We start from the raw sequence: 21,114 nt of genomic DNA, 5'->3' as shown, positions 1-21,114 counted from the left end.
CTTACAGCTCGTCGAGCTTGCGGAGCAGCTGGCCACGGTACTGCTCGTCCGAACGGTAGTTCTTCATCTCCAGGACGTTGCGCTCGAGCTTGTCGAGTGCGACGCGGAAGGCGGACTCGGCACCGTAGCCCTCACCGGAGCCGGCGACCTGGCCGTTGGTCGTCCGGACACGGATCTGGCTGTAGATGAGGGGCGTCCCGCGGAGCTTCTCCTTGTGCTCCTGGAAGCGGACGTGGACGTGCAGCACGTTCATCTTCTGGTACTTGTCGACGACCTCCTCCAGCGACTGGCGGATCTCCTCGCGGGAGAGCGTGTCGAGCAGGTTGATGTTCGTGATCTGGACGTCCATGTGCTCCTCCTCGGTGAACGTCAGGGCACGGAGTACGTCGGTCTTGGTGACGACACCGGTGACGAGTCGGTCGTCGTCGTCGTTGACCACGACGAGCCCACCGAGGTCGTTCTCGAGCATGGTCGAGACGGCATCCTCGACGGAGGCGTCGATGGTGGTCGTCATGACCGGGCTGGTCATGATGTCGTAGACGGGCATGTCGAGGACGCGGTCGGTGTCGCCCGCGCGCTCGCCCGTGGTCGCCTTGTTCATGTCGCGGATGACCACGTCTGCGATGTCGTGACGGGTCACGACGCCCGAGAGGTAGCCATCCTCGTTGACGACGGGCAGCCGCGAGATACCGTGTTCGCGGAGCAGGTTGATGACCTTCCCGAGGCTGTCCTGCTCGCCGAGGGTGACGGGGTCGTCGGAGTAGATCTGTTCGACGGTGAGCGCGTCGAGGTTGTGCAACACCGCGTCGAGAATATCGTCGGCCGTGACGATGCCCCACAGGTCGTCTCCCTCGAACACGGGTGCGACCTTCACCCCGCCCTCGACGAGGACGCGCGCCGTCTCCCGGACGTCCTCGTTCCGGTCGACCTTCGGTGCCGGTGCGTTCCGGCTGGGCTTCACCAGGGCCTTGACCTTGGCGTCGTCCTCGACGTGCGACTGGAGCAGCACGCGCTCGGAGAGCACACCCTCGTACTCGCCGTCCCGGGTCACGATGATCCCTTTCGGGTTCTCGTTCTCGAACACCGAGCGAACCTTCCCGAGGCGCTCGCCGACATCGACTTCGATGAACTCCGTAGTCGCGATATCAGAAATATCCATAGTACAACGTAGGAGTTCTCCCGCATCGGTCTTCAAGATACCGCCAATCTCAGCCCAGTAGGATTTTGCGTCACCAACACCAACTCCTGCACGTGCTGCCGGACATCACGGTGCTCGGTCCCTGGACCTACCTCGCGACCGAGGTCGTCTTCGGGACCGCCGCGTTCCTCTTGCTCTGGCGAGCCGATGCCCTCCGCCGGGCCGGCAAGACCGTCCTCGCGCTCTACCCGGTCGCGTACGTCTGGGACTGGTACACCCTCGAGGTCGGCGTGTTCGCCATCCCGATGCGGACCGGCGTCGAGGTCCTCGGCATCCCCATCGAGGAGCACATCTTCATCGTCGTCGTGCCCTCGCTCGTCATCGGCGTCCACGAACTGCTGCACGGGGGTCCCGAGAGACCGGCCTCACCGGGCGGGACCGGTACCGATTCCGACGCGAGCGCAAAGGGTAACCCCCCAGGCCGCGAATTATAGAAGTATGACACGACGGTTCACGACGGGGATGGAGTCCCTCGACCGGCTCCACGAGGGTGGTATTCCGGCCGGCAGCCTGCTGGTCTTGCTCGCGCCGCCAGAGAGCCAGGCGGAGCTACTCGTCCAGCAGCTCATCGAGCGTCACCAGACCCTCTACCTCTCGACGACCCGGTCGAAGGAGTCGGTCCAGCGGACGCTCGGCGAGGCCGCCGCGACCACACAGGTCGTGTTCCTCGGCCCGAACCCGACCCCGGAGGACCTCACCAACGCGCTTCCGCACGTCCCCGAGAACGCCGTCGTCGTGGTGGACCAGCCCGACCCGCTGGAGTTCGCCGGCCGCCGCGAGTACGTCTCGATGCTCAACGCCCTCTCTCGCCGGCTGGTCGACGCCAACAGCATCGGCGTGTTCAACTGCACCGGGAGCAACGACGCGACACCCCAGCGCGCGACCACCCTCGCGTTCGCCGACCTCGTCTGGAACCTCGACCTCCGGGTGACCACCTACGCCATCGAGAACCGCCTCGCCGTCACCAAGTTCCGCGGCGGCCGGGCCTTCCGCGAACCCGTGAAGCTCCAGCTCACCGACAAGGTGCGGGTCGACACCAGTCGGGACATCGCCTGAAAACCGGGCCCCTTTTCGCGTCGGTCGGTCAGAGACCACGTATGGACGCGCTTCGACGCTCGGTTCACGAGGCTCCCCTCATCGAGGACGACGGCTACCACTACCTCGTCCATCCCATCAGCAACGGCATCCCGACACTCGACCCCCACCTCATGCGCGAGGTCGTCAACGGCATCTGCCGCGTCGCCGACCTGGCCGACGTGGACGTCATCGTCACGCCCGTGACCATGGGCGTGCACGTCGCGACCGCCGTCTCGCTCGTCGCGGACATCCCGCTCGTCGTCATCCGGAACCGCGAGTACGGCTTCGACGACGAGGTCCCGTTCGACCTCGACGGCGAGGACTACTACCTCAACGACGTGAGCGCGGGCGACGACGTGCTCGTGCTCGACGACCTGACGAACACCGGCGTCTCCATCGCCGCCATCACCGAAGCCCTCGACGACGTGGGCGCGAACGTCGCCGACGTGGTGACGGTCATCCGGCGGATGGAGTCCGAGACCGTCGAGATGGACTACCCCGTCAAGAGCCTCATCGACGTGGAGGTCACCGCGGACGGCGTCGAGATCCTGAACTGAGCGGGTTCGAGGAAGGACTGATTTTCCGCTGGGCCGTGCGCTGGCGAGACCGCGCCTTCTTCACCCCTGCGCGTGACCGCCCCACCATGGTCAGCATCCTCTGGATCAGTGCCGCCGCCGTCACCGGCCTCCTCGCGTGTAGCGCCTTCTTCTCCAGCAGCGAGACCGCCATCTTCTCGCTCTCCGTCGAAGACATCGAGGCTGACGAGGCCTCGGGCGACCGACGCGCGGCTCGCCTCGCCGAACTCCGCGAGGACCCCCATCGTCTCCTGGTCACGCTTCTGGTCGGAAACAACATCGTGAACATGGCCATCTCCAGCGTCATCACGGTCGCGCTGGTGGAGACGGTCTCCGCGGGGGCCGCCGTCACGGTCGCCACGCTGGTCGCGAGTTCGGTCGTGCTCGTCTTCGGCGAGATCGTCCCGAAGTCCTACGGGCTGGGGAACGCCAGGAAGTGGGCCCGCACCATCGCCCGGCCGCTCTATCTGGTTGAACTGGCGCTGCTCCCCATCGTCGTCGTGTTCGACGTGCTGACCCGTCGGCTCAGCGGACTGCTGGGCGGCGAAACCGCGCTGGAAGAACAGTTCGACGACGACCCGAACACACCATGACGCGGGTCGGCAGTTCTCGGGGCGTGGTGTTGTAGAAGCTACTCCGTCGCTGCGTTCGTCGCTCCCTGGCAGTCCTGCCCGTCCAGCCGTCTGGTGACCTGGTCGGTGTCGAACACGGGCGTGTCTCCGACGGTCTGCGGAAAATGTCCTGTGCTGCGGGTGGTGCCTGGTGACCGAGCCGCTCAGATATCCTGGATGTTCGCCCGCATCGACTCGGTGGCCTGTGCGTCGAGTTCGAGGTCCGGGTGGTCTCGCGTGACGTGGGTCTCGACCTTCGCGAGCACCTGCTCCTCGGTCAGTCCGTCTATCGTGGCGTCACAGCCGGGGATGATGCATTCGAGTCGCTTGGCCATTGGTTGGCTCTGGTTCGAGTCCGGACGGTAAAGAACGTGTGGAGTCGTCGTCTTCGCTATGCCTTCTCTATCATCACTTCGGTCGCCTTCACCACGGCGTCGACCTCGTCACCCTCTGCGATGCCCAGCCGGTCGACCGAACCGCTGGTGATGATGGCGGTGACGGGCTGGCCGTCCGGTGTCTCGACGACGACCTCGGCCATCAGGCCTGAGGTCTCGACTGATTTGACGGTGCCGTGGATTCGGTTTCGGGCGCTGAGTGCCATATCGTAGTTGGGGGTCGGGTGGCGATAGCCTCACTCCCTGACTAGTACGCGAGACTGGCTCCCGACGCTGCGGGCCGGTTTCGTGTGGCAGAGGCTCAGGGGGCACTCGTCGGCGTTGTGCTCCGAAGAAGCGGTTGGGGCAGATGTTGAACCTCACTCGCACCGCGTCGCGGTGCTCGCTGGTTCAAATCTTCCCGTAACTCATTCTCGGAACACGATCTTCTCGCTTGCTACGCTCACGGCTACGCCGTTCGCAATTGAGGTCGCTCCGCGACCTCGCACCGCTCGAAGGTGTTGTGTTCCGAAGAAGTGGGTTGGGGCAGATTTGAACTGCCGGCCTCCTCCATGTCAAGGAGGTGTCATAACCAGACTAGACCACCAACCCGGTGGCGTTCCGGTCTTCGTCTGCCTGCAATCCTTCGTTGGCCGGTGGTATAAAAAAGGGTTTCGAATCGACAGCGGTGTGGCGATTCCAACCACGGGGACCGGGCCCACGATTCCGGGGTGGCGTCGGGGCGGCTCGACTCCACGCCAAACTGTGTCACTGTTTCACACGAAATTCCCCAGCGCCGACGACAATCTTAAGTCGATGTACGAATTTGTACATCATAAGACGGAACAATACATTGGTGTTCACAATGCAGGACTATATCGAGCGTGTCACCGACGGCGGTGACCTCACACAGGACGAGGCGAGAGAGGCGGCACGAATGATCTTCGAGGAGGCGACCGAGGCACAGATCGGTGCCCTGCTCACGGCGCTCCGGGCGAAGGGCGAGACGGAGGCCGAGATAGCCGGGTTCGCACAGGGGATGCGCGACGCGGCGCGGCGCATCGAACCGAACCGGAAACCGCTCGTCGACACCTGTGGGACGGGTGGCGACGACTACGACACCATCAACGTCTCGACCACGAGCGCGATGGTCGCCGCAGGGGCTGGCATCGCGGTCGCCAAGCACGGCAACTACTCCGTCTCTTCTTCTTCGGGGAGTGCCGACGTGCTGGAGGTCGCCGGGGTGCAGGTCGACGCGGAACCGGCGGCGGTCGAGGCCCGCATCGAGGACGACGGCATCGGTTTCATGCTCGCGACGGTGTTCCACCCGGCGATGAAGGCCGTCATCGGCCCGCGAAAGGAACTCGGCATGCGGACGCTGTTCAACGTGCTCGGCCCGCTGACCAACCCGGCTGGGGCTGACGCGCAGGTCGTCGGGGTGTACGACCCGGACCTCGTGCCGGTGCTCGCCCGCGCACTCGCACGCATGAACATCGAGAGAGCACTCGTCGTCCACGGCTCCGGCATGGACGAGATCTGCATCCACGACGAGACGGTCGTCGCGGAGGTCGACGGTGACACCATCGAGGAGTACACGCTCACGCCCGAGGACCTCGGGCTGGAGCGCGCCCCCGTCGAGGCGGTGGCTGGTGGCAGCCCCGAGGAGAACGCCGCGGACATGACCGGCATCCTCCGGGGCGAGGTCACGGGCCCGAAGCGGGACATCATCCTCGCGAACGCGGGCGCGGCCATCTACATCGCCGGTGGGGCCGACAGCCTGCAGGCAGGCGTCGAGAAAGCTCGCGAGGCCATCGACTCCGGCGCGGCCGCCGGGAAGCTCGACGACCTCAGCTCGGTACTCGCGAAATGACGCGCGTGAAGATATGCGGGCTGACCCGCGAGGAAGACGTGGACGCCGCGGTCGACGCGGGAGCCGACGCGCTCGGCTTCGTCGTGGACGTGCCCGTCGACACCCCGCGGGAGGTTTCGGTCGAGCGCGCCGCCGAACTCATCGACCGGGTTCCACCCTTCGTAACGACCGTGCTCGTGACGATGCCGGAGACGCCAGGCGAGGCGATCGAACTCGTCCGCGAGGTCGGCCCCGACGCGCTCCAGCTCCACAGCGACCTCGCCCCGGGCGACGTGGCCTACCTCCAGTCGAACCTCGACGTGCCGGTCATCAAGCACGTCGACGCGGCGACCCCCGCGGTCGCTCGCCGGTACGCCGACGTGGCGGACGCGGTGCTGGTCGATTCGGTAGACGAGGAGGGTGCAGGTGGGACGGGCCAGACTCACGACTGGGAGCAGACGCGGGACGTGCTCGCCGACATCGAGGTGCCCGTCATCCTCGCGGGGGGGCTCACACCCGAGAACGTCGTCGAGGCCGTCGCGACGGTCGAACCGTTCGCGGTCGACGTGGCCTCCGGCGTCGAATCGAGCGGTGGCGTCAAGGACCACGACGCGGTCCGGCGGTTCGTCGTCGCCGCGACCGAGCGCCGGAGGTCGCTCCAGGCATGAGCGACGAACAGCCGAACGCCGCACCGACGCTCGCCCCCGACCGCGAGACGTTCGTCCAGCTCGTCGCGGACGCGACCGGCCCCGACACTCCCGCAGTGGTCCGCGTCGAGGCCACGCTCGACCTCGACGACACGACGACCCCGCTGGGGGCGTACGCCGCGCTCTCCGGTGCGACGGAGTCCGACCACGCCTTCCTGCTCGAGAGCGCGGAGAAGACGGCCTCCAGCGACCCGGCCGGTGCCTTCAGCGCCGGGACCGACGCGGACCGCCACGCCCGGTACTCCTTCGTCGGCTACGACCCCGCCGCGGTCGTGACGGTCGGCCCCGAGGGTGCCAGCGTCGAGCTCTGTGACGACCGCTATGCCGGACTGGTCGACCCGGTCGAGGGGGACACCCTCGATACGCTCCGGTCGGCGATGCCCGACGCCACCCCCGTCGGCTTCCCCGAGACGGGCCGCCAGCATCTCGACGGCGGGCTCGTCGGGTTCCTCTGCTACGACGCGGTGTACGACCTGTTCCTCGACGAGGTCGGCGTCGACCGACCCGACTCACGGTTCCCCGATGCCGAATTCGTGCTGGCCACGAAGACCCTCGTCTTCGACCACCACGCCGACGAGCTGTCGCTCGTGTTCACGCCGGTCATCCGCGACGGCGAAGACGCCGGTGCGGTGTACGACGTCCTCGTCGGCGAGGCTGCCCGAGTCGAGGAGCTTCTCACCGACGCGGCCGACCCCGAGCCTGGCGGCTTCGTCCGCGAGTCGGCCACTGCCGGCTCGCAGGCGGACTACGAGGACGCGGTCGCCCGGACGAAAGAACACGTCCTCGACGGCGACATCTACCAGGGCGTCATCTCGCGGACCCGTGACCTCGTCGGCGACTGCGACCCGATGGGGCTCTATGCGGCCCTGCGCGAGGTCAACCCGTCGCCGTACATGTACCTGCTCCAGCACGGCGACTTCCACGTGGTCGGCGCGAGCCCGGAGACCCTGGTCTCCGTGAGCGGCCAGCGCGTCGTCTCGAACCCCATCGCGGGGACGTGCCCACGCGGGGATAGTCCCGTGGAGGACCGGCGGCTCGCCGGCGAGATGCTCGCCGACGAGAAGGAGCGCGCCGAACACACCATGCTGGTCGACCTCGCGCGCAACGACGTTCGCCGGGTGTCCGAACCCGGCAGCGTCCGGGTCGAGGAGTTCATGAACGTCCTCAAGTACAGCCACGTCCAGCACATCGAGTCCACGGTCACCGGCACGATGGCCGCGGAGTACGACGCCTTCGACGCGACCCGCGCCGCCTTCCCGGCCGGGACGCTCACCGGCGCACCGAAGATCCGCGCCATGGAGATAATCGACGACCTGGAGGACGAGCCCCGCGGCCTCTACGGCGGCGGCGTCGGCTACTACTCCTGGACCGGCGACGCCGACTTCGCCATCGTCATCCGGACCGCGACGGTCGAGAAGGGCGCGATTCCGGGCGGCAAGGACCGCGTGACGGTCCGGGCCGGTGCCGGCATCGTGGCCGACAGCGACCCGACAAGCGAGTACGAGGAGACCGAGAAGAAGATGGACGGAGTGCTCGAAGCCCTCCGGCAGGTCGAGGTGCAGGTCTCACAGGAGGTGTCGCGATGACCCGCATCCTGTTCGTCGACAACTTCGACTCGTTCACCTACAACCTGGTGGAGTACGTCGAATCCTCGCTCATCGAGAGCGGGCACGACCCCGAGACGAAGGTCGTGCGCAACACTGCGACCCTGGACGAGATTCGCGACTTCGAGCCCGACGCCATCGTGGTCTCACCCGGGCCGGGCCACCCGGCGAACCCGCGCGACGTGGGCGTCACCCTCGACGTGTTCCGGGAGCTAAGTAGAGAGATTCCGACGCTGGGTGTCTGCCTCGGCCTCGAGGCCGCGGTCTACGCCTACGGCGGGGAGATCGGCCGGGCACCCGAGCCGGTTCACGGCAAGGCCTGGCCCATCGACCACGACGGGCGCGGCGTCTTCACTGGCCTAGAACAGGGCTTCTCGGCGGGCCGGTACCACTCGCTCGTCGCGACGAAAGTGCCCGACTGCTTCGAGGTCTCGGCCACGGCGGACCACGCGGTCGGCGCGGCCAGCGTCGACACCGCGGCGACCGACGGCGGGGCCGAACCGCTCGTCATGGGCGTGCGCCACCGCGAGTACCCCATCGAGTGCGTGCAGTTCCACCCGGAGTCGGTGCTCACGGCGTGTGGACACGACATCATCGACAACTTCCTCGAAAACCTGTAACCGCGTTTTCTAGCCGAGCAGGGCCGTCTCCATCGGGACCGCGATCGACCCCGGGAAGGGGAGCCCGAGCGGGTTGAAGCCGACGAGCGAGAGCCCCCAGAGGATGGCGAGAGCGGCGATGGCGATGACGAGCACCTTGATTGCGATGCTGAACGCGAGGTTGATGACCTTGTAGATGACCACGAGTGCGATGACGAGGAGGACGATTCCCCCGATGGTCTCTACGCCCAGTTGCATCGGGACCAGCCCTGGAAGTTCGAACATGCAGTACACCGCGCACGACGGAGGCATAAGCCTGTGGGCGAAACTGATTGGGACGGGAGTCGGCTCCGGATGCGGTTCTCGAAGCTACACTTTCACTCTGGTTTGAGTGATGTTATTACGACCGAACCATTAGGACATTCTGCCGACTGTGCCGCTACATCACGGGTACGTGATACATTCGAGAAGTGGCAATGCTGTAACACAAGCACGGTTGAATTAGTCCAAGAAATCCGTAACCCGTCCATTTATGAAGCACCATAGAGTAACAAAACTCCGCTACTACCGATGATATCGACACGACGCTTCGACGACGAAATCGCCCGTCAGCAACCTGCTGCGGGTGGGGAGGGGACCGCATGAGCGAACACCAACTGTCCGCCGACGACCTGCAGTTGCCAATCAAGCGGACCGACGGGGAGACGCTCGCCGACCGCCTCACGAGCAACGCGTACAACAACATCCTGCCCGCGCGCTACCTCCGGAAGGACGCCGACGGCGAACTCGTCGAGTCCCAGGAGGACCTCTTCGTGCGCGTCGGCAAGAACATCGCACTCGCCGAGGCGGTGTACGAGGCCGAGAAACAGGACGTGAGCGTCACCGTCACGCCCGACCAGCTCAAACCGGACCACCCGCGCCGCGACGAGCTCGCCGAGGAGGTCTTCGGGATGGGGACCTCGGTCGAGGACGACGCCGAGACCGAGCTCTCGGTGTACAACGTGAACAAGTTCGCGTACGACACCGTCGTCCCCGAACTGCCCGCGGACATCCGCGAGCACGTCGAGTCCGTCTCCCAGGAGTTCCAGGACATGATGTCGAACCTCGACTTCATGCCGAACTCGCCGACGCTGATGAACGCCGGCGACGAGCTCCAGCAGCTCTCTGCCTGTTTCGTCGACTCGCCCGACGACGACATCGACGACATCCACCAGACCGCCAAGGAGGCGGCCCAGGTGTTCCAGTCCGGCGGTGGCATGGGGTACGCCTTCTGGCGACTTCGCCCCTACGGTGACGCGGTGGGCAGTACGGGCGGAATCGCCTCCGGCCCCATCACCTTCATGCGCACCTTCGACCAGATGTGCGAGACCATCGCGCAGGGTGGGGCCCGGCGTGGTGCCCAGATGGGTGTCATGCGCATCTCGCACCCCGACGTCATCCAGTTCATCCACTCGAAGAACAAGGACGTCTCGCTCGCCCAGACCCTCCGCCTGAACGACCCGGACGACTACACGCACACCTCCTTCGCGGACGCTCTCGAAGAGGCCCGCGAACTCATCGACGACGATGGCAAGGTGCCCAAGCACCTCCGCAACGCCGTCGAGGGCCACCTCTCGAACTTCAACATCTCCGTCGGTGTCACGGACGACTTCATGGAGGCGCTCCAGAACAACGAGGAGTTCACCTTCACCAACCCGCGCACCGAGGAACCCCACGTCGCGACGCCCGAGACCAAGGAACTCTACGAGATGTTCGGCCTCGGCGAGTACGTCGAGGTCGGCGAGGTCCTGTCGATGCCCGCCGAGGTCATCTGGGAGGACATCGTCGAGGGTGCCCACGAGAACGGTGAACCGGGCGTCATCTACCTCGAGCGCGTGAACAAGCAGCACTCCTTCGACGTGGAGGAGCACCCGGACCACCGCATCCTCGCCACGAACCCCTGTGGCGAGCAGCCCCTCGAGGAGTACGAGGCCTGCAACCTCGGCCACATCAACCTCTCCACGCTGGCCGACCTCGACGCACCCGACTGGCGCGTCTGGTCCGCCGAACACGCCGACGAGTACGACTCCCACGAGGAGGCAGTCTCGGCGTTCCTGGCGGAGGCCATCGACTTCGAGGAGTTCGACTACCGCATCGACCGCGGGACGCGCTTCCTCGAGAACGTCGTCACGATGTCGGACTTCCCGGTCAAGAAGATCGAGGAGAAGGTCCGCGACATGCGCAAGATCGGCCTCGGCGTCATGGGCCTCGCCCAGCTCTACATCCAGCTCGGTATCAAGTACGGCTCCGAGGAGGGCAACGAGGTCGCCCGCCAGCTCATGCGCCACATCAACCACGAGTCGAAGTGGACCTCCCACGAACTCGCCGAGGAACGTAGCGCGTTCAACGACTGGGACGATTCGAAGTACGCCAACCCGACGCAGTACCCCGACTGGTTCGAGCACCACACCGGTCTCGACCCCGAGGAGTGGGCAGACGGCTTCACCATCCGCAACCACAACACGACCACCATCGCCCCGACCGGGACGACCTCGATGGTCGGCAACACCACGGGTGGCTGTGAGCCCATCTACAACGTCGCCTACTACAAGAACGTCTCCGACGACGTGCAGGGCGACGAGATGCTCGTCGAGTTCGACGACTACTTCCTGCGCACCCTGGAGGCCAACGACATCGACGTCGACGCCGTCAAGACAGAAGCACAGGAGCAGATGGCAGCCAACGAGTTCGACGGCGTCGAAGGTCTCGACACCGTCCCGAACGCCATCGGTGAACTGTTCGTCGTCACGCAGGACCTCACCGGCAAGCAACACGCCGCCGTCCAGTGTGCGTGCCAGGAGGGCGTCGACTCCGCCATCTCGAAGACCTGTAACTTCCCGAACTCCGCGTCCATGGAGGACATGGACGAGGTGTACCGCTACATCTACGAGAACGGCGGCAAGGGCGTCACCGTCTACCGCGACGGCACCCGCTCGAAGCAGGTGCTCACGACCCGCGCCGACAACGCCGACTTCGCCGACGAGGCCGAGGCGGCCGAGGTCATCATCGACCAGATAGAGGCGGCCTTCGGCGGCATCGAGGGCTTCCTCGACAGCGACGACGTCCGTGCGAAGCTCGAAGCCGACATCGCAGACATCGTCGGCGGTCGCGAGCGCTCCTACGCCAAGAAGAAGGAGCGCCCGGACCAGCTCCACGGTGTCACCCAGCGCATCGACACCGGCTACGGCAAGCTCTACGTCACCATCAACGAGGACCCGCAGACGGCCGAGCCGTTCGAGCTGTTCGCGAACACGGGTCACTCCGGTGGCTTCACGAACTCCTTCACCGACGCGCTCGCGAAGACCATCTCCATCGCGCTGCGCTCCGGTGTCGACCCGAACGAGGTCGTCGACAAGCTCCAGGGCATCCGCTCGCCGAAGGTCGCCTGGGACAAGGGCGAACAGATCAACTCCATCCCGGACGCCTTCGGGACCGCCCTCCGGCGCTACCTCGACGACGAGATCGACCGCACCTACCCGCAGCAGAAGACGCTCGACGAGACCGCGGCCGAGCAGCAGCGCAAGGCCCAGTCCCACGAGCCCGACGGCGGCTCTACGACTGCAGAGACGCCGGATAGCGATGCGGGTCACACCTCCGACGCGGTGGACGACCTCATCGCGGCCGGTGAGAGCCCCGAGTGCCCCGACTGTGGCTCGCTCTCGCTGTACTACTCCGAAGGCTGCAAGACCTGCGAGTCCTGTGGCTGGTCGGAGTGCTGAAGAGCCCGACTGACGGTCGCTGACTCTCTCTCTTCTCTCTCTCGCCGCCCGATGAGCGACAGCTGGGGCGATTCAGGGATACTCGTCAGACCGAAGGGCTACGTCGAACCGTTCCCCGTCATCCGTCGTCTCGGCGAGCGCGAGCTGTACCTCGGGAACGCGGCCGCCGCGGACCACGAGGCCCACGACCGGGCGTTCGCGTTCGTCCTCTCGTTGACGGCCGATTCACACCCCTCGACGACGCATCACCGGCCGCTCCGGGACGGGCCGGGTAACGAGTGGCGTGCGTTCCGTGAGGCGCTCGAAACCGCCCGAGAACTGTCCCGCCGGCAGGGCTCACTGCTGGTCCACTGCAAGGCGGGTGTCTCTCGAAGCAGTGCGGTCCTGGCGACGATGCTCGCGGCAAAAGAGGGGCGACGGTTCCGTGAGGCGCTCGAACTCGTCCAGCAGGCCCGTCCGGTCGCGATGCCACATCCGGCGTTACACGAACTGGCCGTGGTGTATCTCGCGGCCGACGGGGCGTGACTACTCGACCGTGACCTCGACCGCGTCGGGCGCGAGTTCGTCCCGGTCGTGCTCGTAGCCACCGACCTGGTAGTACAGCTGGTAGAGCGCGTCGATGACGGTGCTCGCGAGGAGCGCACCGAGGAGGCCGCGGTCGAGTTCGCGGTCGCGGACGAGTCGGCCGACGAGCAACCCGAGCAACACGAGGCGGAGCGCGTTGTACGCTCGCTGGTTGCTCCGCCGGAGGATGGCGGTGGTTCGGTCGTCGAGGTCGGAAGGGTGTCGGTCGCCGTGCATACGCCGGAACACGTCGGCCACCGTGATATATTCTCGCTCGATACCGTTAGGAGGGTCGACACGCAAGGCCAGGTATGGCAAGCGAGGGCGACGAATCGAGCGCTGCCGAGGGCGAGACCGCGGTCGACCACGGGGGACGACCGTGTCCGATGTGCGGGGAACCGCTCTACAAGCGCCACTGCAAGTACGTCTGTGAACAGCACGGCGTCGTCTACGACTGCTCCGACCCGTTCAACTGACCACATATCAGCGTTCCGGCCAGGTGGCCGAAAGCCATAGGACAACCCCACCCGTGGGTTGGGGAAGTACCCTGGTCACTCATGCAGGAACCGACGATACTCGTAGTCGACGACGAGCAGAGCCTCGCCGACCTCTACGCGACCTGGGTCGGCGACGAGTACGAGACACGGACCGCCTACGACGGCCGATCCGCGATTGAACGCATCGACCACTCGGTCGACATCGTCCTACTCGACCGGCACATGCCCGACCTCTCGGGCGACGAGGTCCTCGAACGCATCAGAGCCGACGGCTACGAGTGCTGGGTCGTCATGGTGACTGCGGTCGACCCCGGCCTCGACATCATCGAGATGGACATCCACGACTACCTCACGAAGCCCGTCTCGCAGAGCCAGCTCACACGCCTCATCGAGTCCCTGCGGGTCAAGAACCGGTTCGACGGTGACCGCCGCAAGCACGAGGAGATAACGAACAAGATGGAGACGCTCGACGACGAACTCGACTTCGACGACCTCTCGGACACGGACGAGTACCAGCAACTCGAAGACCAGCTGAAAGGCATCGGCGACGAACTCGCCGCCGAGGCCGAGGCGGCCGAGAAGAAGCTGTCCGAACTCTACTCCGACGAGTGAGCGAACGTCTCGTACGCCGGGCCGGCCAGGAGGACCGTCGCCGAGACGACCATCGCGACTGCGAGCGGGAGCCCGAGCGCGCCCAGCCCGTGCGTCGTGAGCGTGTTCGCGGAACTCCCGACGACCACGGCCGCGACCGTCCAGGGCAGTTCGCCGACGAGCGTGCCCGCGACGAACGTTCGAAATGAGACACCACTGACCGAGGCCGTACAGGTGACCGCATCGGCCGGGATGGGGGCCAGACGCGCCGCGGTGACCCCGCGGAACCCACCCGCGGTGTCGAAGTACCGTTCTGCGGACGACCGGAACCGACCGACTGCCGAGAGCTGGTCGAGCACGGGGAGAGAGCCACCGTCGTCGACCCACTTCGCCGCGAAGAAGGGCGGCATCGACGTGAACACGGCACCCGCGAGCCCGATGGGGACGCCCAGTGCGACGCCGTAGCCGTAGCCGACGACGACCGCGACGAGCGTCGTCGGCCACGCGACCAGCGGGCGCAAGGAGTAGAGGGCGACGAGCGCCAGCCCGAACCACAGTGGGTCCGCGGCGAGTCCCTCGACGTGGACGAGCACCGCGTCTGGCGAGGTGAGCAGGCTCGCGACCACCACGAGGACCAGAAGGGCTCCCCCGACGAAGGCACGCGGTGTCAGGTCGGCTCGCATCGTCCACACCTCGCTGGCGAGACGATAACCGCTTTTCGGTGCCGCGGGACGACCGACCGCGCAAGGCTTAATCGACTGGCCGGAGGAGGCTTGAGCGATGGACGGACAGGACGACCGTATCGAACTCGGCGTGGAACTCCTCTCGAAGCTCGAGGACCCGGAGCTGTCGCTGGCGGACGCGATGGACCGTATCGAGGTCGTCACCCGTGACCCGGCGGCGGTCCGAGAGATACTCGACACCGCCGTGATGCGCGGCGTCATCGAGCGCGAGGACGGCGTCGTCCAGACGACGGGCAGTGGCTTCGTCAGCCAGACCAGCGACGTGGTCACCCGGGAGGGTGACTTCGAGTGCCGTCGCTGTGGGACCGGTATCTCGACTGGTCACTTCATCAAACTCGAGGCGGGAGAACTGGGACCGTTCGGGTCGTCCTGTGTCCGGAAGGTCACCGGGCGCGAGTGAAGCGGGCCGGGCGCGACTGTCACCGGCTGCGACTGAGTTCGTCGATCAACCGCTGGATGAGTACACCCTGTCGCTCGAGCAACTCGTTCTGCTTCTCGACCTGCTGTTCGAGCGTGTCGAGTCGTTCCAGCACGGCGTCGTCGGTTCCGTCGGCCGTCGCGGGCTGGAAGCCAGCCGCTTCGAACGGGGTTGCGTCCTCGTCCGTGCCAGTATCGGCCGGTTCGGACTCGGGCTCGGCGGTCGCTTCGTCGTTCGCTGGTTCGGAGACGGGTTCGGGCTGGGTCGGCGCGGCCGACTCGTGGTCGGGGTCGGCGCGGGCATCGGCCCGTGGCTCCTGGTCGGACACCGCGGGTGCATCCTGGCTCTGAGCCTGCTCCTGACCGGTTCGTCGCTGCCCGGCCGGCTGCTGGGTCCGCGTCTCTTGCGTGCGTGCCTCTTGCGTGTGCGTCTCCTGGGCGGGCTGCGTGTCGTGTTGCTGTTGCGGCGGTCGCTGGTCCTGTCGCGGCGGCTGGGTGTCCTGCTGTTGGGACCGCGGTGCTGACGACTGGTCGGACTGGTCAGGGACCGCGTCGGTCGACGTGTTGGTTCCACCGGCGAGTGGGTCCGCCTGCTGGGCGTCCTGTTGTCCGGTCTCGGCAGTGTGCCCGTTCGGCGGTACCTGCTGGCCGTGCTCTTGCTGCGCCTGTGGCTCCGGTGTGGTTTCCTGTGCCTGCGCGTGCTGGGTCTCCTCGAGCAGTTCCTCTGCCGACTCGGCAGGCGGCTCTACGGGCACCTCGACCTCGTCCGGTTGGACCGTGTTCCCGGCATCGAGCGGGTCGACACCTTCGCCGAAGTCGATTGGCGAGGGGCGCTCCTCTTCGTCGACCTCCTCCGGGCGGACCGCGTCGTTGAGCGCGTCCAGCGAGCGCACGTCGTAGTACGCAAAGAGCGACTGCTGGAGGTACTCCTTCACCTCGGCAGCGCGGTCGTTGGCGATCTTGATGCGCTCTGGCCGGCCGTCCACCTCGAGGACGACCTGGGTCGCGACGCTGCCGTCCTCGAAGCTGAGGCCGGTCACGTCCGCGAAGTGGTACTCCTCGTAGTCCTCGTCCCAGACCGCGCCACCGACGTGTTTGACGAGGCGTTCGGAGGTGACGACGACGGTGAGCTCCGAGAACCGGAACGTCTGCGTCACCGTCTCGCCCGGGTTCGTCACCCCGCTGGCGTTGAGCACACCTGCGAGGACGGGGTGGACGACCGACTCGGAGACGTTGGCCGGAACGGTGAAATCTCTCTCCCCGTCGAGGGAGTACTCCAGCGTGATGCGTGTCTTACGCCGGCCTTCTTTGACGGTCAATCGTTCTGCTTCGTGTGGGTACTCGTCGACGGATTCGTCGCTCAGAAAGCCCTCGGACTGGTAGATGAGGGTCCGCGTCGGCGTGACGTAGAGCACGTTCTCCCCGCCCAGGGAGACTTCGGCCGCGACGTCTTCGCCTGCGAGTGTCGACTCTACGATGCCCGGAACGTCCATGCTCACTGCTTTACTACCCCACGGTATAAATCCGTGGGGCTGGTCGAACGACAGCCGGCACAGGGTGAGACTCCCAGACAGGGCGGGGACAGTTGAGAAGGTTTAAGTTTCACACTGGACAAGCGATGAGTGAGGCCGGGTGGCTTAGCTGGACATAGCGCCGCACTCATAGGGTTTAGAGATTCGGTGCGGTAACTGCCTGGGAAGGCTCATGCATGCCCCCACGGGACCCGCCAAGTCTCGGACCTGGGTCATGCGGAGATCGCGGGTTCGGAGCCCGCCCCGGCCATTTTCACTGACATCACGAGACGGAGTCGAGTGATAACTCCGTGAAAATGTGGCGGTAGACGCGACGACCCCGTTTACGGTCGCCGGCGAACGAACGTGAGCCGGCGAGCAGTCGGAGCTTGTCTCCGACTGAAGTTCGGAGCCCGCCCCGGCCACTACTTTCTGCCGAACTCATGGAAGAGTGCGAGTGACTGGTCTCGTCGTCGGGGTCTGAAAAGCGTGCGAGCTATCGCGTGCGACGAGCCGAGAGACGCCGTCTCAATCGGTGGGGTCGACGAGTTTCGAGCCCTGCTGTGCGACGAGCCCCTTCTCGATGGCCGCGTCGACGATGGTGCGGCACTCGTCGGGGTCGACGTCGTAGGCACCGGCGGCGACCGTCTCTATCTGGGTGCGTTCGATGGGGAAGTCGCGGTTCTGGAGGAGTCGCATCACCTTGTTGTAGGTGCGCGGTGAGGGGGTCGGCTGGTCGTCTTCCTGTGTCGACGGCGACTCTGCGTGTGCCGTGTCGGTCTCGCCTCGGGTGGTGTTGGCCGGGTCGTCGAAGGTCACGCCGTTCAGACCGTCCGCGTCGGTCACCGTCGCGGACTGCTCGGGGGTGTCGTCGGTCGAGGCCGCGAAGATGGAGTCGTCCGTGGACTGGTCGGGGGTCTCGGTCGCCTGGTCAGCCCCGAAGATGGAGTCGTCGGGGTCGGCGGACTCGGCGAACGGGTCGTCGTCGGCCTGGTCGCTCGGGTCCTCGCCGAAGGTGATCTCGTCGAACCCGTCGGTGGTGGGGTCGGCGGTGTCCTGTGGTGCGGGGTCGAACGTACTCGACAGGGACTTGCCCTCGGCGTCGGTGATGGAGGGACCCGATTCCTGCTCACCATCCGTTGTGCCCGTCTCGTCGGTCTCGGTCGGCTGGCTGTCCGAGTCGTCGGCGTCCTCCTCGGTGTCGTACTCGATCTCCAGCCTGACGGAGGTGACGTGCGAGAAGTCCACGGGTGCGGCCTCGAACAGTTCGAGGACGCTCTCGTACGCCTTCTCCGGGTCGTCGACCTCGATGGTTATGGAACTCATCGACACACACCCAGTTCCGTTGTCAGGTCCCACACTCGTGACCGTCTCTCACGTCGGCTCGCAGTTGGCATCGGCGTAAATCACGGGCTCACCCTATCTAAAACTTAGTAAACAGCACCTCAATATGTCTTTTATTGTAACAAATGGTGTGAGAAACGATGATGTGTCTGGAGAGCGAAGTCATGGTATGGGCGTGAATGACACTCGTTCGATAGGACGTGACGGGGCAACGGTCCCGGCGGTACTCGTCCTCGAACAGTTGGCGGTCGGGGAACCGGGGACGACGGCTGAACTCGCCGAGGCGGTCGGCATCAGCGAGGAGGAGGCCCGCTCGCTCTGTTCGGAACTCGTCGAGCGCGGGGACCTGCGCCGCAAGGAACTCAGGTCGCGGGAGACGACCTTCACGGTCTGGTACCGGCCCGCCGAGGGGATGGAGACCTCACCCGAGGCACGGGCAGAACGGGTCATCGCGTCGCTGTCGGTACCCGGCGCGAGCGAGATGATGCGGGACTGGCGACGCGACGCGGTCCGTGCGTCGTACGAGTTCCTCTGTGAGGAGGAAGAGACGACCACGACGGAACTCGTCTCGTCGGTCTATTCCGCGCACTCGGCAGGATACACCGACGAGGAGAAGTGGTGGGCGATGGTCGACGAGCGACTCGCGTGCCTGCCCGGGGTATCCCGGACGACCGACGACGCGGCGACGGTCTGGCGGTTCGACGCTCAGTAGATGAGTTCGTCGTCGTTCTCGACCATGTACAGGGTGCGGGCGGCGATGTTGACCGCGTGGTCTCCGACGCGTTCGAGGTCGCGGACGGTGAGGAGTAACCGGGAGACCGCATCGAGTGCTGCCTCTACGTCCGTCTCGTCGCCGGCCTCTGATTCGAGCAGGTCCCTGACGACGACCTGGCTCGCGTGCTCGCACTTCGCGTCTATCTCGTCGTCGTACGCCGCGACGTCGTAACAGGCCTCGACGTCGCGCTCGGCGTAGGCGTCCATCGCCCACTCGACCATCTTGATCGTCTCGGTGCCGATCTCTTGTACGTCGACCTCCGGGTAGGCGTCTTTCTCCGCGTCGATGGTGTACTGCGCGAGGTTGGTCGCGAGGTCGCCGATGCGTTCGAGGTCGGTGAGTATCTTGAACGAGGCAGCGACGAACCGGAGGTCGCCCGCGACGGGCTGCTGGAGCGCGAGCACGTCGATGCACTGCTGTTCGATGTCCAGGTAGAGCTGGTTCACCTCGCCGTCGCCGTTGACGACCTGCCAGGCGACCGATTCGTCCCCTGCCTCCATCGCCGAGAGGGCCGTTCTGAGCCGGTCGACCACGATGTCACTCATGTACGCGACGTCCGACTCCAGCGAATCGAGTTTCTGCTGGAAGCTCTCGCGGGACATGAGCGAACGTTTCGCCCGCTGACCTATCGGTGTTGTGCTCGGTTCGGTCGGACGTGTCCGGTCCGTCGAAATCGCGGATGCCGGTCCGTCGAAAACGAGAGAATTACTCGATGAGTGCGTCGTCGTTCTCGATCATGTAGAGGGCGCGCGCGGCGATGTTGACCGCGTGGTCCCCGACACGTTCGAGGTCGCGAATCGTCAGCAGGAGACGGGAGACGTCGTTGAATACCTCCTCGTTATCGGCCTCGTGTTCGGCCTCGACGAGGTCCCGGACGACGACCTGGCTCGCCTCCGTACACCGGGAGTCGACCTCGTCGTCCCGGTCGGCGATCTCGAAGCAGGCCTCGGCGTTCCACTCGTCGTAGGCGTCGAGTGCGTCCTCGACCATCGCGATGGTCAGGTGGCCGATGTCCTGGATGTCGACCTCGGGGAACACGTCGCGGTCGGCGTCGAGCGTGTACTGCGCGAGGTTGGTCGCGAGGTCGCCGATGCGTTCGAGGTCGGTGATTATCTTGAACGACGCGGCGATGAACCGGAGGTCGCCCGCGACGGGCTGCTGGAGCGCGAACAGGTCGATACACTGCTGTTCGATGTTCAGGTAGAGCTGGTTCACCTCGTCGTCGGTCTGGATGATGCGTTCAGCGGTCTCTTCGTCCTTGTTCTCGAGGGCGACGAGGGTGTCTCGCAGCCGGTCGAGAACGATCTCCCCCATGTAGAGGACGTCGTCCTCGAGGGATTCGAGTTTCGATTGATAGCTCTGACGTGCCATTGGTAAGTGGAATCGTGGGCGCTTTGAAAGGGTTTTGTCTATCGCTTGAATCGTCTGGATTACCCGAACTTGCCGGTGATGTAATCCTCGACCCGCTGGTTCTCGGGGTTCTCGAAGATCTGTTTGGTATCTCCGAACTCGACGAGTTCGCCCCCGGTGAGGAAGACGGCCGTCTTATCGGAGATACGGGCCGCCTGCTGCATGTTGTGCGTGACGATGATGACGGTGTAGTCCTCGGCGAGTTCGTCGATGAGGTCCTCGATCTGGGAGGTCGCGACGGGGTCGAGTGCCGACGCCGGCTCGTCCATCAGCAGGACCTCCGGGTCGGGCGCGATGGCTCGTGCGATGCAGAGCCGCTGTTGCTGGCCACCGGAGAGTTCGAGACCGGACTCGTCGAGCCGGTCCTTGACCTCGTCCCACAGCGCGGCCCGCTTGAGCGACTCCTCGACGATCTCGTCGTAGTCGCCCTCCTTGTTCTGGATCTCGAGGCCGTAGGCGACGTTGTCGTAGATGCTCTTGGGGAACGGGTTCGGCTTCTGGAACACCATCCCGACACGGCGGCGGAGTGCGACTGGGTCGACGTCGTCGTCGTAGACGTTCTTGTCACCGAGGTAGAGCTCGCCCTCGACGCGGGCGGCTTCGATGAGGTCGTTCATGCGGTTGATGCAGCGGAGGAACGTCGACTTGCCACAGCCTGAGGGGCCGATCATCGCGGTGACCTTGTTCTCCGGCACCTGCAGCGAGATGTCCTGGAGCGCCTGGTCATCGTTGTACCAGACGTCGACGTTCCGTGCCTCGACGATGGTCTGCTCGACGCCACCGGCGTCGGTGTCGTCTTCGTCGTCGAGACCCGCGGTCACGTCGGTCTGGAGAACCGAGCCGTCGTCGTCGCTGACGGGGTCGGTGGTCGACGTCGATTCAGCCTGTTCGTTGCTCATCTCTTGTGTCA

At 65.6% G+C, this 21,114-nt stretch carries 25 protein-coding genes and 2 tRNA genes; 15 read left to right on the top strand and 12 right to left on the bottom strand.

The genetic code is table 11. The features are described from left to right. Position 1 precedes the first annotated feature (1 nt). Positions 2–1,159 (bottom strand): CBS domain-containing protein, encoded by a 1,158-nt coding sequence (locus ACSC1S_RS11995; protein WP_435364478.1) that lies wholly within the window; start codon positions 1,157–1,159, stop codon positions 2–4. 92 nt (positions 1,160–1,251) lie between these two features. Between ACSC1S_RS11995 and ACSC1S_RS11990 the strand changes: the two genes are divergently transcribed. The 4 genes from ACSC1S_RS11990 to ACSC1S_RS11975 all read left to right on the top strand — a co-directional run bounded on the left by ACSC1S_RS11990 (position 1,252) and on the right by ACSC1S_RS11975 (position 3,443). Further along, a complete protein-coding gene (locus ACSC1S_RS11990; RefSeq protein ID WP_435364477.1) occupies positions 1,252–1,632 on the top strand; it encodes a lycopene cyclase domain-containing protein in 381 nt (126 codons plus the stop codon). A gap of 4 nt (positions 1,633–1,636) precedes the next feature. After that, positions 1,637–2,254, top strand: a complete 618-nt coding sequence (locus ACSC1S_RS11985) for an RAD55 family ATPase (RefSeq protein WP_435364476.1) — start codon at positions 1,637–1,639, stop codon at positions 2,252–2,254. 41 nt (positions 2,255–2,295) lie between these two features. Beyond that, complete coding sequence (locus ACSC1S_RS11980; RefSeq protein WP_435364475.1) at positions 2,296–2,832, top strand: adenine phosphoribosyltransferase; 537 nt, start codon at positions 2,296–2,298, stop codon at positions 2,830–2,832. A gap of 86 nt (positions 2,833–2,918) precedes the next feature. Further along, a complete protein-coding gene (locus tag ACSC1S_RS11975) occupies positions 2,919–3,443 on the top strand; it encodes a CNNM domain-containing protein (RefSeq protein ID WP_435364474.1) in 525 nt (174 codons plus the stop codon). A 182-nt stretch (positions 3,444–3,625) separates the two neighbouring features. Here the strand turns inward: ACSC1S_RS11975 and ACSC1S_RS11970 are convergent, their stop codons facing one another. The 3 genes from ACSC1S_RS11970 to ACSC1S_RS11960 all read right to left on the bottom strand — a co-directional run bounded on the left by ACSC1S_RS11970 (position 3,626) and on the right by ACSC1S_RS11960 (position 4,447). Continuing rightward, positions 3,626–3,796: a DUF1059 domain-containing protein gene (locus ACSC1S_RS11970; RefSeq protein ID WP_435364473.1), complete on the bottom strand. Its 171-nt coding sequence runs from the start codon at positions 3,794–3,796 to the stop codon at positions 3,626–3,628. Between the two features lie 56 nt (positions 3,797–3,852). Then, positions 3,853–4,062: a TOBE domain-containing protein gene (locus ACSC1S_RS11965; protein ID WP_435319115.1), complete on the bottom strand. Its 210-nt coding sequence runs from the start codon at positions 4,060–4,062 to the stop codon at positions 3,853–3,855. A gap of 310 nt (positions 4,063–4,372) precedes the next feature. Further along, positions 4,373–4,447 (bottom strand) — tRNA-Val (locus tag ACSC1S_RS11960). A 253-nt stretch (positions 4,448–4,700) separates the two neighbouring features. On the opposite strand from ACSC1S_RS11960, the gene trpD reads away from it, so the two are divergent. Genes trpD through trpG form a run of 4 tightly spaced genes read left to right on the top strand, consistent with a single transcriptional unit; the run spans position 4,701 to position 8,615 of the window. Next, the gene (gene trpD / locus ACSC1S_RS11955) at positions 4,701–5,705 is read left to right on the top strand and encodes an anthranilate phosphoribosyltransferase (protein ID WP_435364472.1); all 1,005 of its coding nucleotides are present in this window, start codon (positions 4,701–4,703) and stop codon (positions 5,703–5,705) included. After that, complete coding sequence (locus ACSC1S_RS11950; RefSeq protein ID WP_435364471.1) at positions 5,702–6,352, top strand: phosphoribosylanthranilate isomerase; 651 nt, start codon at positions 5,702–5,704, stop codon at positions 6,350–6,352. Before trpD ends, ACSC1S_RS11950 begins: the two co-directional genes overlap by 4 nt. Then, the gene (trpE, locus tag ACSC1S_RS11945; RefSeq protein ID WP_435364470.1) at positions 6,349–7,977 is read left to right on the top strand and encodes an anthranilate synthase component I; all 1,629 of its coding nucleotides are present in this window, start codon (positions 6,349–6,351) and stop codon (positions 7,975–7,977) included. Before ACSC1S_RS11950 ends, trpE begins: the two co-directional genes overlap by 4 nt. Continuing rightward, entirely contained in the window at positions 7,974–8,615 is a 642-nt protein-coding gene (gene trpG, locus ACSC1S_RS11940) for an anthranilate synthase component II (protein WP_435319111.1), read from the top strand. Before trpE ends, trpG begins: the two co-directional genes overlap by 4 nt. Before the next feature lie 9 nt (positions 8,616–8,624). Here the strand turns inward: trpG and ACSC1S_RS11935 are convergent, their stop codons facing one another. Further along, the gene (locus ACSC1S_RS11935) at positions 8,625–8,879 is read right to left on the bottom strand and encodes a hypothetical protein (protein WP_435364469.1); all 255 of its coding nucleotides are present in this window, start codon (positions 8,877–8,879) and stop codon (positions 8,625–8,627) included. 356 nt (positions 8,880–9,235) lie between these two features. On the opposite strand from ACSC1S_RS11935, the gene ACSC1S_RS11930 reads away from it, so the two are divergent. Together ACSC1S_RS11930 and ACSC1S_RS11925 are read left to right on the top strand one after the other, a co-directional pair. Next, positions 9,236–12,352, top strand: coding sequence for an adenosylcobalamin-dependent ribonucleoside-diphosphate reductase (locus ACSC1S_RS11930; RefSeq protein WP_435364468.1), 3,117 nt, complete (start codon positions 9,236–9,238; stop codon positions 12,350–12,352). Positions 12,353–12,403: 51 nt separating this feature from the next. Beyond that, on the top strand, positions 12,404–12,877 hold the full coding sequence (locus tag ACSC1S_RS11925; protein ID WP_435364467.1) for a protein-tyrosine phosphatase family protein: 474 nt from the start codon (positions 12,404–12,406) through the stop codon (positions 12,875–12,877). Here the strand turns inward: ACSC1S_RS11925 and ACSC1S_RS11920 are convergent, their stop codons facing one another. After that, complete coding sequence (locus ACSC1S_RS11920; protein ID WP_435319107.1) at positions 12,878–13,153, bottom strand: hypothetical protein; 276 nt, start codon at positions 13,151–13,153, stop codon at positions 12,878–12,880. Positions 13,154–13,227: 74 nt separating this feature from the next. Between ACSC1S_RS11920 and ACSC1S_RS11915 the strand changes: the two genes are divergently transcribed. Continuing rightward, positions 13,228–13,392, top strand: a complete 165-nt coding sequence (locus ACSC1S_RS11915) for an HVO_2523 family zinc finger protein (protein ID WP_435364466.1) — start codon at positions 13,228–13,230, stop codon at positions 13,390–13,392. Between the two features lie 81 nt (positions 13,393–13,473). Beyond that, entirely contained in the window at positions 13,474–14,025 is a 552-nt protein-coding gene (locus tag ACSC1S_RS11910; RefSeq protein WP_435364465.1) for a response regulator transcription factor, read from the top strand. Here ACSC1S_RS11910 and ACSC1S_RS11905 read toward each other — a convergent pair. Next, on the bottom strand, positions 14,010–14,687 hold the full coding sequence (locus ACSC1S_RS11905) for a TVP38/TMEM64 family protein (RefSeq protein WP_435364464.1): 678 nt from the start codon (positions 14,685–14,687) through the stop codon (positions 14,010–14,012). The genes ACSC1S_RS11910 and ACSC1S_RS11905 overlap by 16 nt on opposite strands. Before the next feature lie 97 nt (positions 14,688–14,784). On the opposite strand from ACSC1S_RS11905, the gene ACSC1S_RS11900 reads away from it, so the two are divergent. Beyond that, complete coding sequence (locus ACSC1S_RS11900; RefSeq protein ID WP_435364463.1) at positions 14,785–15,147, top strand: DUF5830 family protein; 363 nt, start codon at positions 14,785–14,787, stop codon at positions 15,145–15,147. A 19-nt stretch (positions 15,148–15,166) separates the two neighbouring features. On the opposite strand, the gene ACSC1S_RS11895 is transcribed toward ACSC1S_RS11900, so the two are convergent. Further along, a complete protein-coding gene (locus ACSC1S_RS11895; RefSeq protein ID WP_435364462.1) occupies positions 15,167–16,657 on the bottom strand; it encodes a DUF7115 domain-containing protein in 1,491 nt (496 codons plus the stop codon). A 133-nt stretch (positions 16,658–16,790) separates the two neighbouring features. On the opposite strand from ACSC1S_RS11895, the gene ACSC1S_RS11890 reads away from it, so the two are divergent. Further along, a tRNA-Met gene (locus tag ACSC1S_RS11890) sits at positions 16,791–16,946 on the top strand. Positions 16,947–17,203: 257 nt separating this feature from the next. Here the strand turns inward: ACSC1S_RS11890 and ACSC1S_RS11885 are convergent. Next, the gene (locus tag ACSC1S_RS11885; RefSeq protein ID WP_435364461.1) at positions 17,204–18,001 is read right to left on the bottom strand and encodes a hypothetical protein; all 798 of its coding nucleotides are present in this window, start codon (positions 17,999–18,001) and stop codon (positions 17,204–17,206) included. A 187-nt stretch (positions 18,002–18,188) separates the two neighbouring features. Between ACSC1S_RS11885 and ACSC1S_RS11880 the strand changes: the two genes are divergently transcribed. Then, positions 18,189–18,731 carry a FaeA/PapI family transcriptional regulator gene (locus ACSC1S_RS11880; protein WP_435364460.1) on the top strand — a complete coding sequence of 181 codons (543 nt, stop codon included), beginning with the start codon at positions 18,189–18,191 and terminating at the stop codon, positions 18,729–18,731. Here ACSC1S_RS11880 and phoU (ACSC1S_RS11875) read toward each other — a convergent pair. The 3 genes from phoU (ACSC1S_RS11875) to pstB form a co-directional block, all read right to left on the bottom strand. Beyond that, positions 18,725–19,396 (bottom strand): phosphate signaling complex protein PhoU, encoded by a 672-nt coding sequence (gene phoU / locus ACSC1S_RS11875; RefSeq protein ID WP_435364459.1) that lies wholly within the window; start codon positions 19,394–19,396, stop codon positions 18,725–18,727. The genes ACSC1S_RS11880 and phoU (ACSC1S_RS11875) overlap by 7 nt on opposite strands. Before the next feature lie 103 nt (positions 19,397–19,499). Next, positions 19,500–20,165 (bottom strand): phosphate signaling complex protein PhoU, encoded by a 666-nt coding sequence (gene phoU / locus ACSC1S_RS11870; RefSeq protein ID WP_435364458.1) that lies wholly within the window; start codon positions 20,163–20,165, stop codon positions 19,500–19,502. 59 nt (positions 20,166–20,224) lie between these two features. After that, entirely contained in the window at positions 20,225–21,103 is an 879-nt protein-coding gene (gene pstB / locus ACSC1S_RS11865; RefSeq protein ID WP_369684419.1) for a phosphate ABC transporter ATP-binding protein PstB, read from the bottom strand. Between the last annotated feature and the right edge of the window lie 11 nt (positions 21,104–21,114).

The sequence above is a fragment of the Haloarchaeobius pelagicus genome (genome assembly GCF_051207375.1).
In the GTDB taxonomy this organism is placed as follows: Archaea; Halobacteriota; Halobacteria; order Halobacteriales; family Natrialbaceae; genus Haloarchaeobius.
This window is presented reverse-complemented; position numbering and strand designations above follow the sequence as displayed.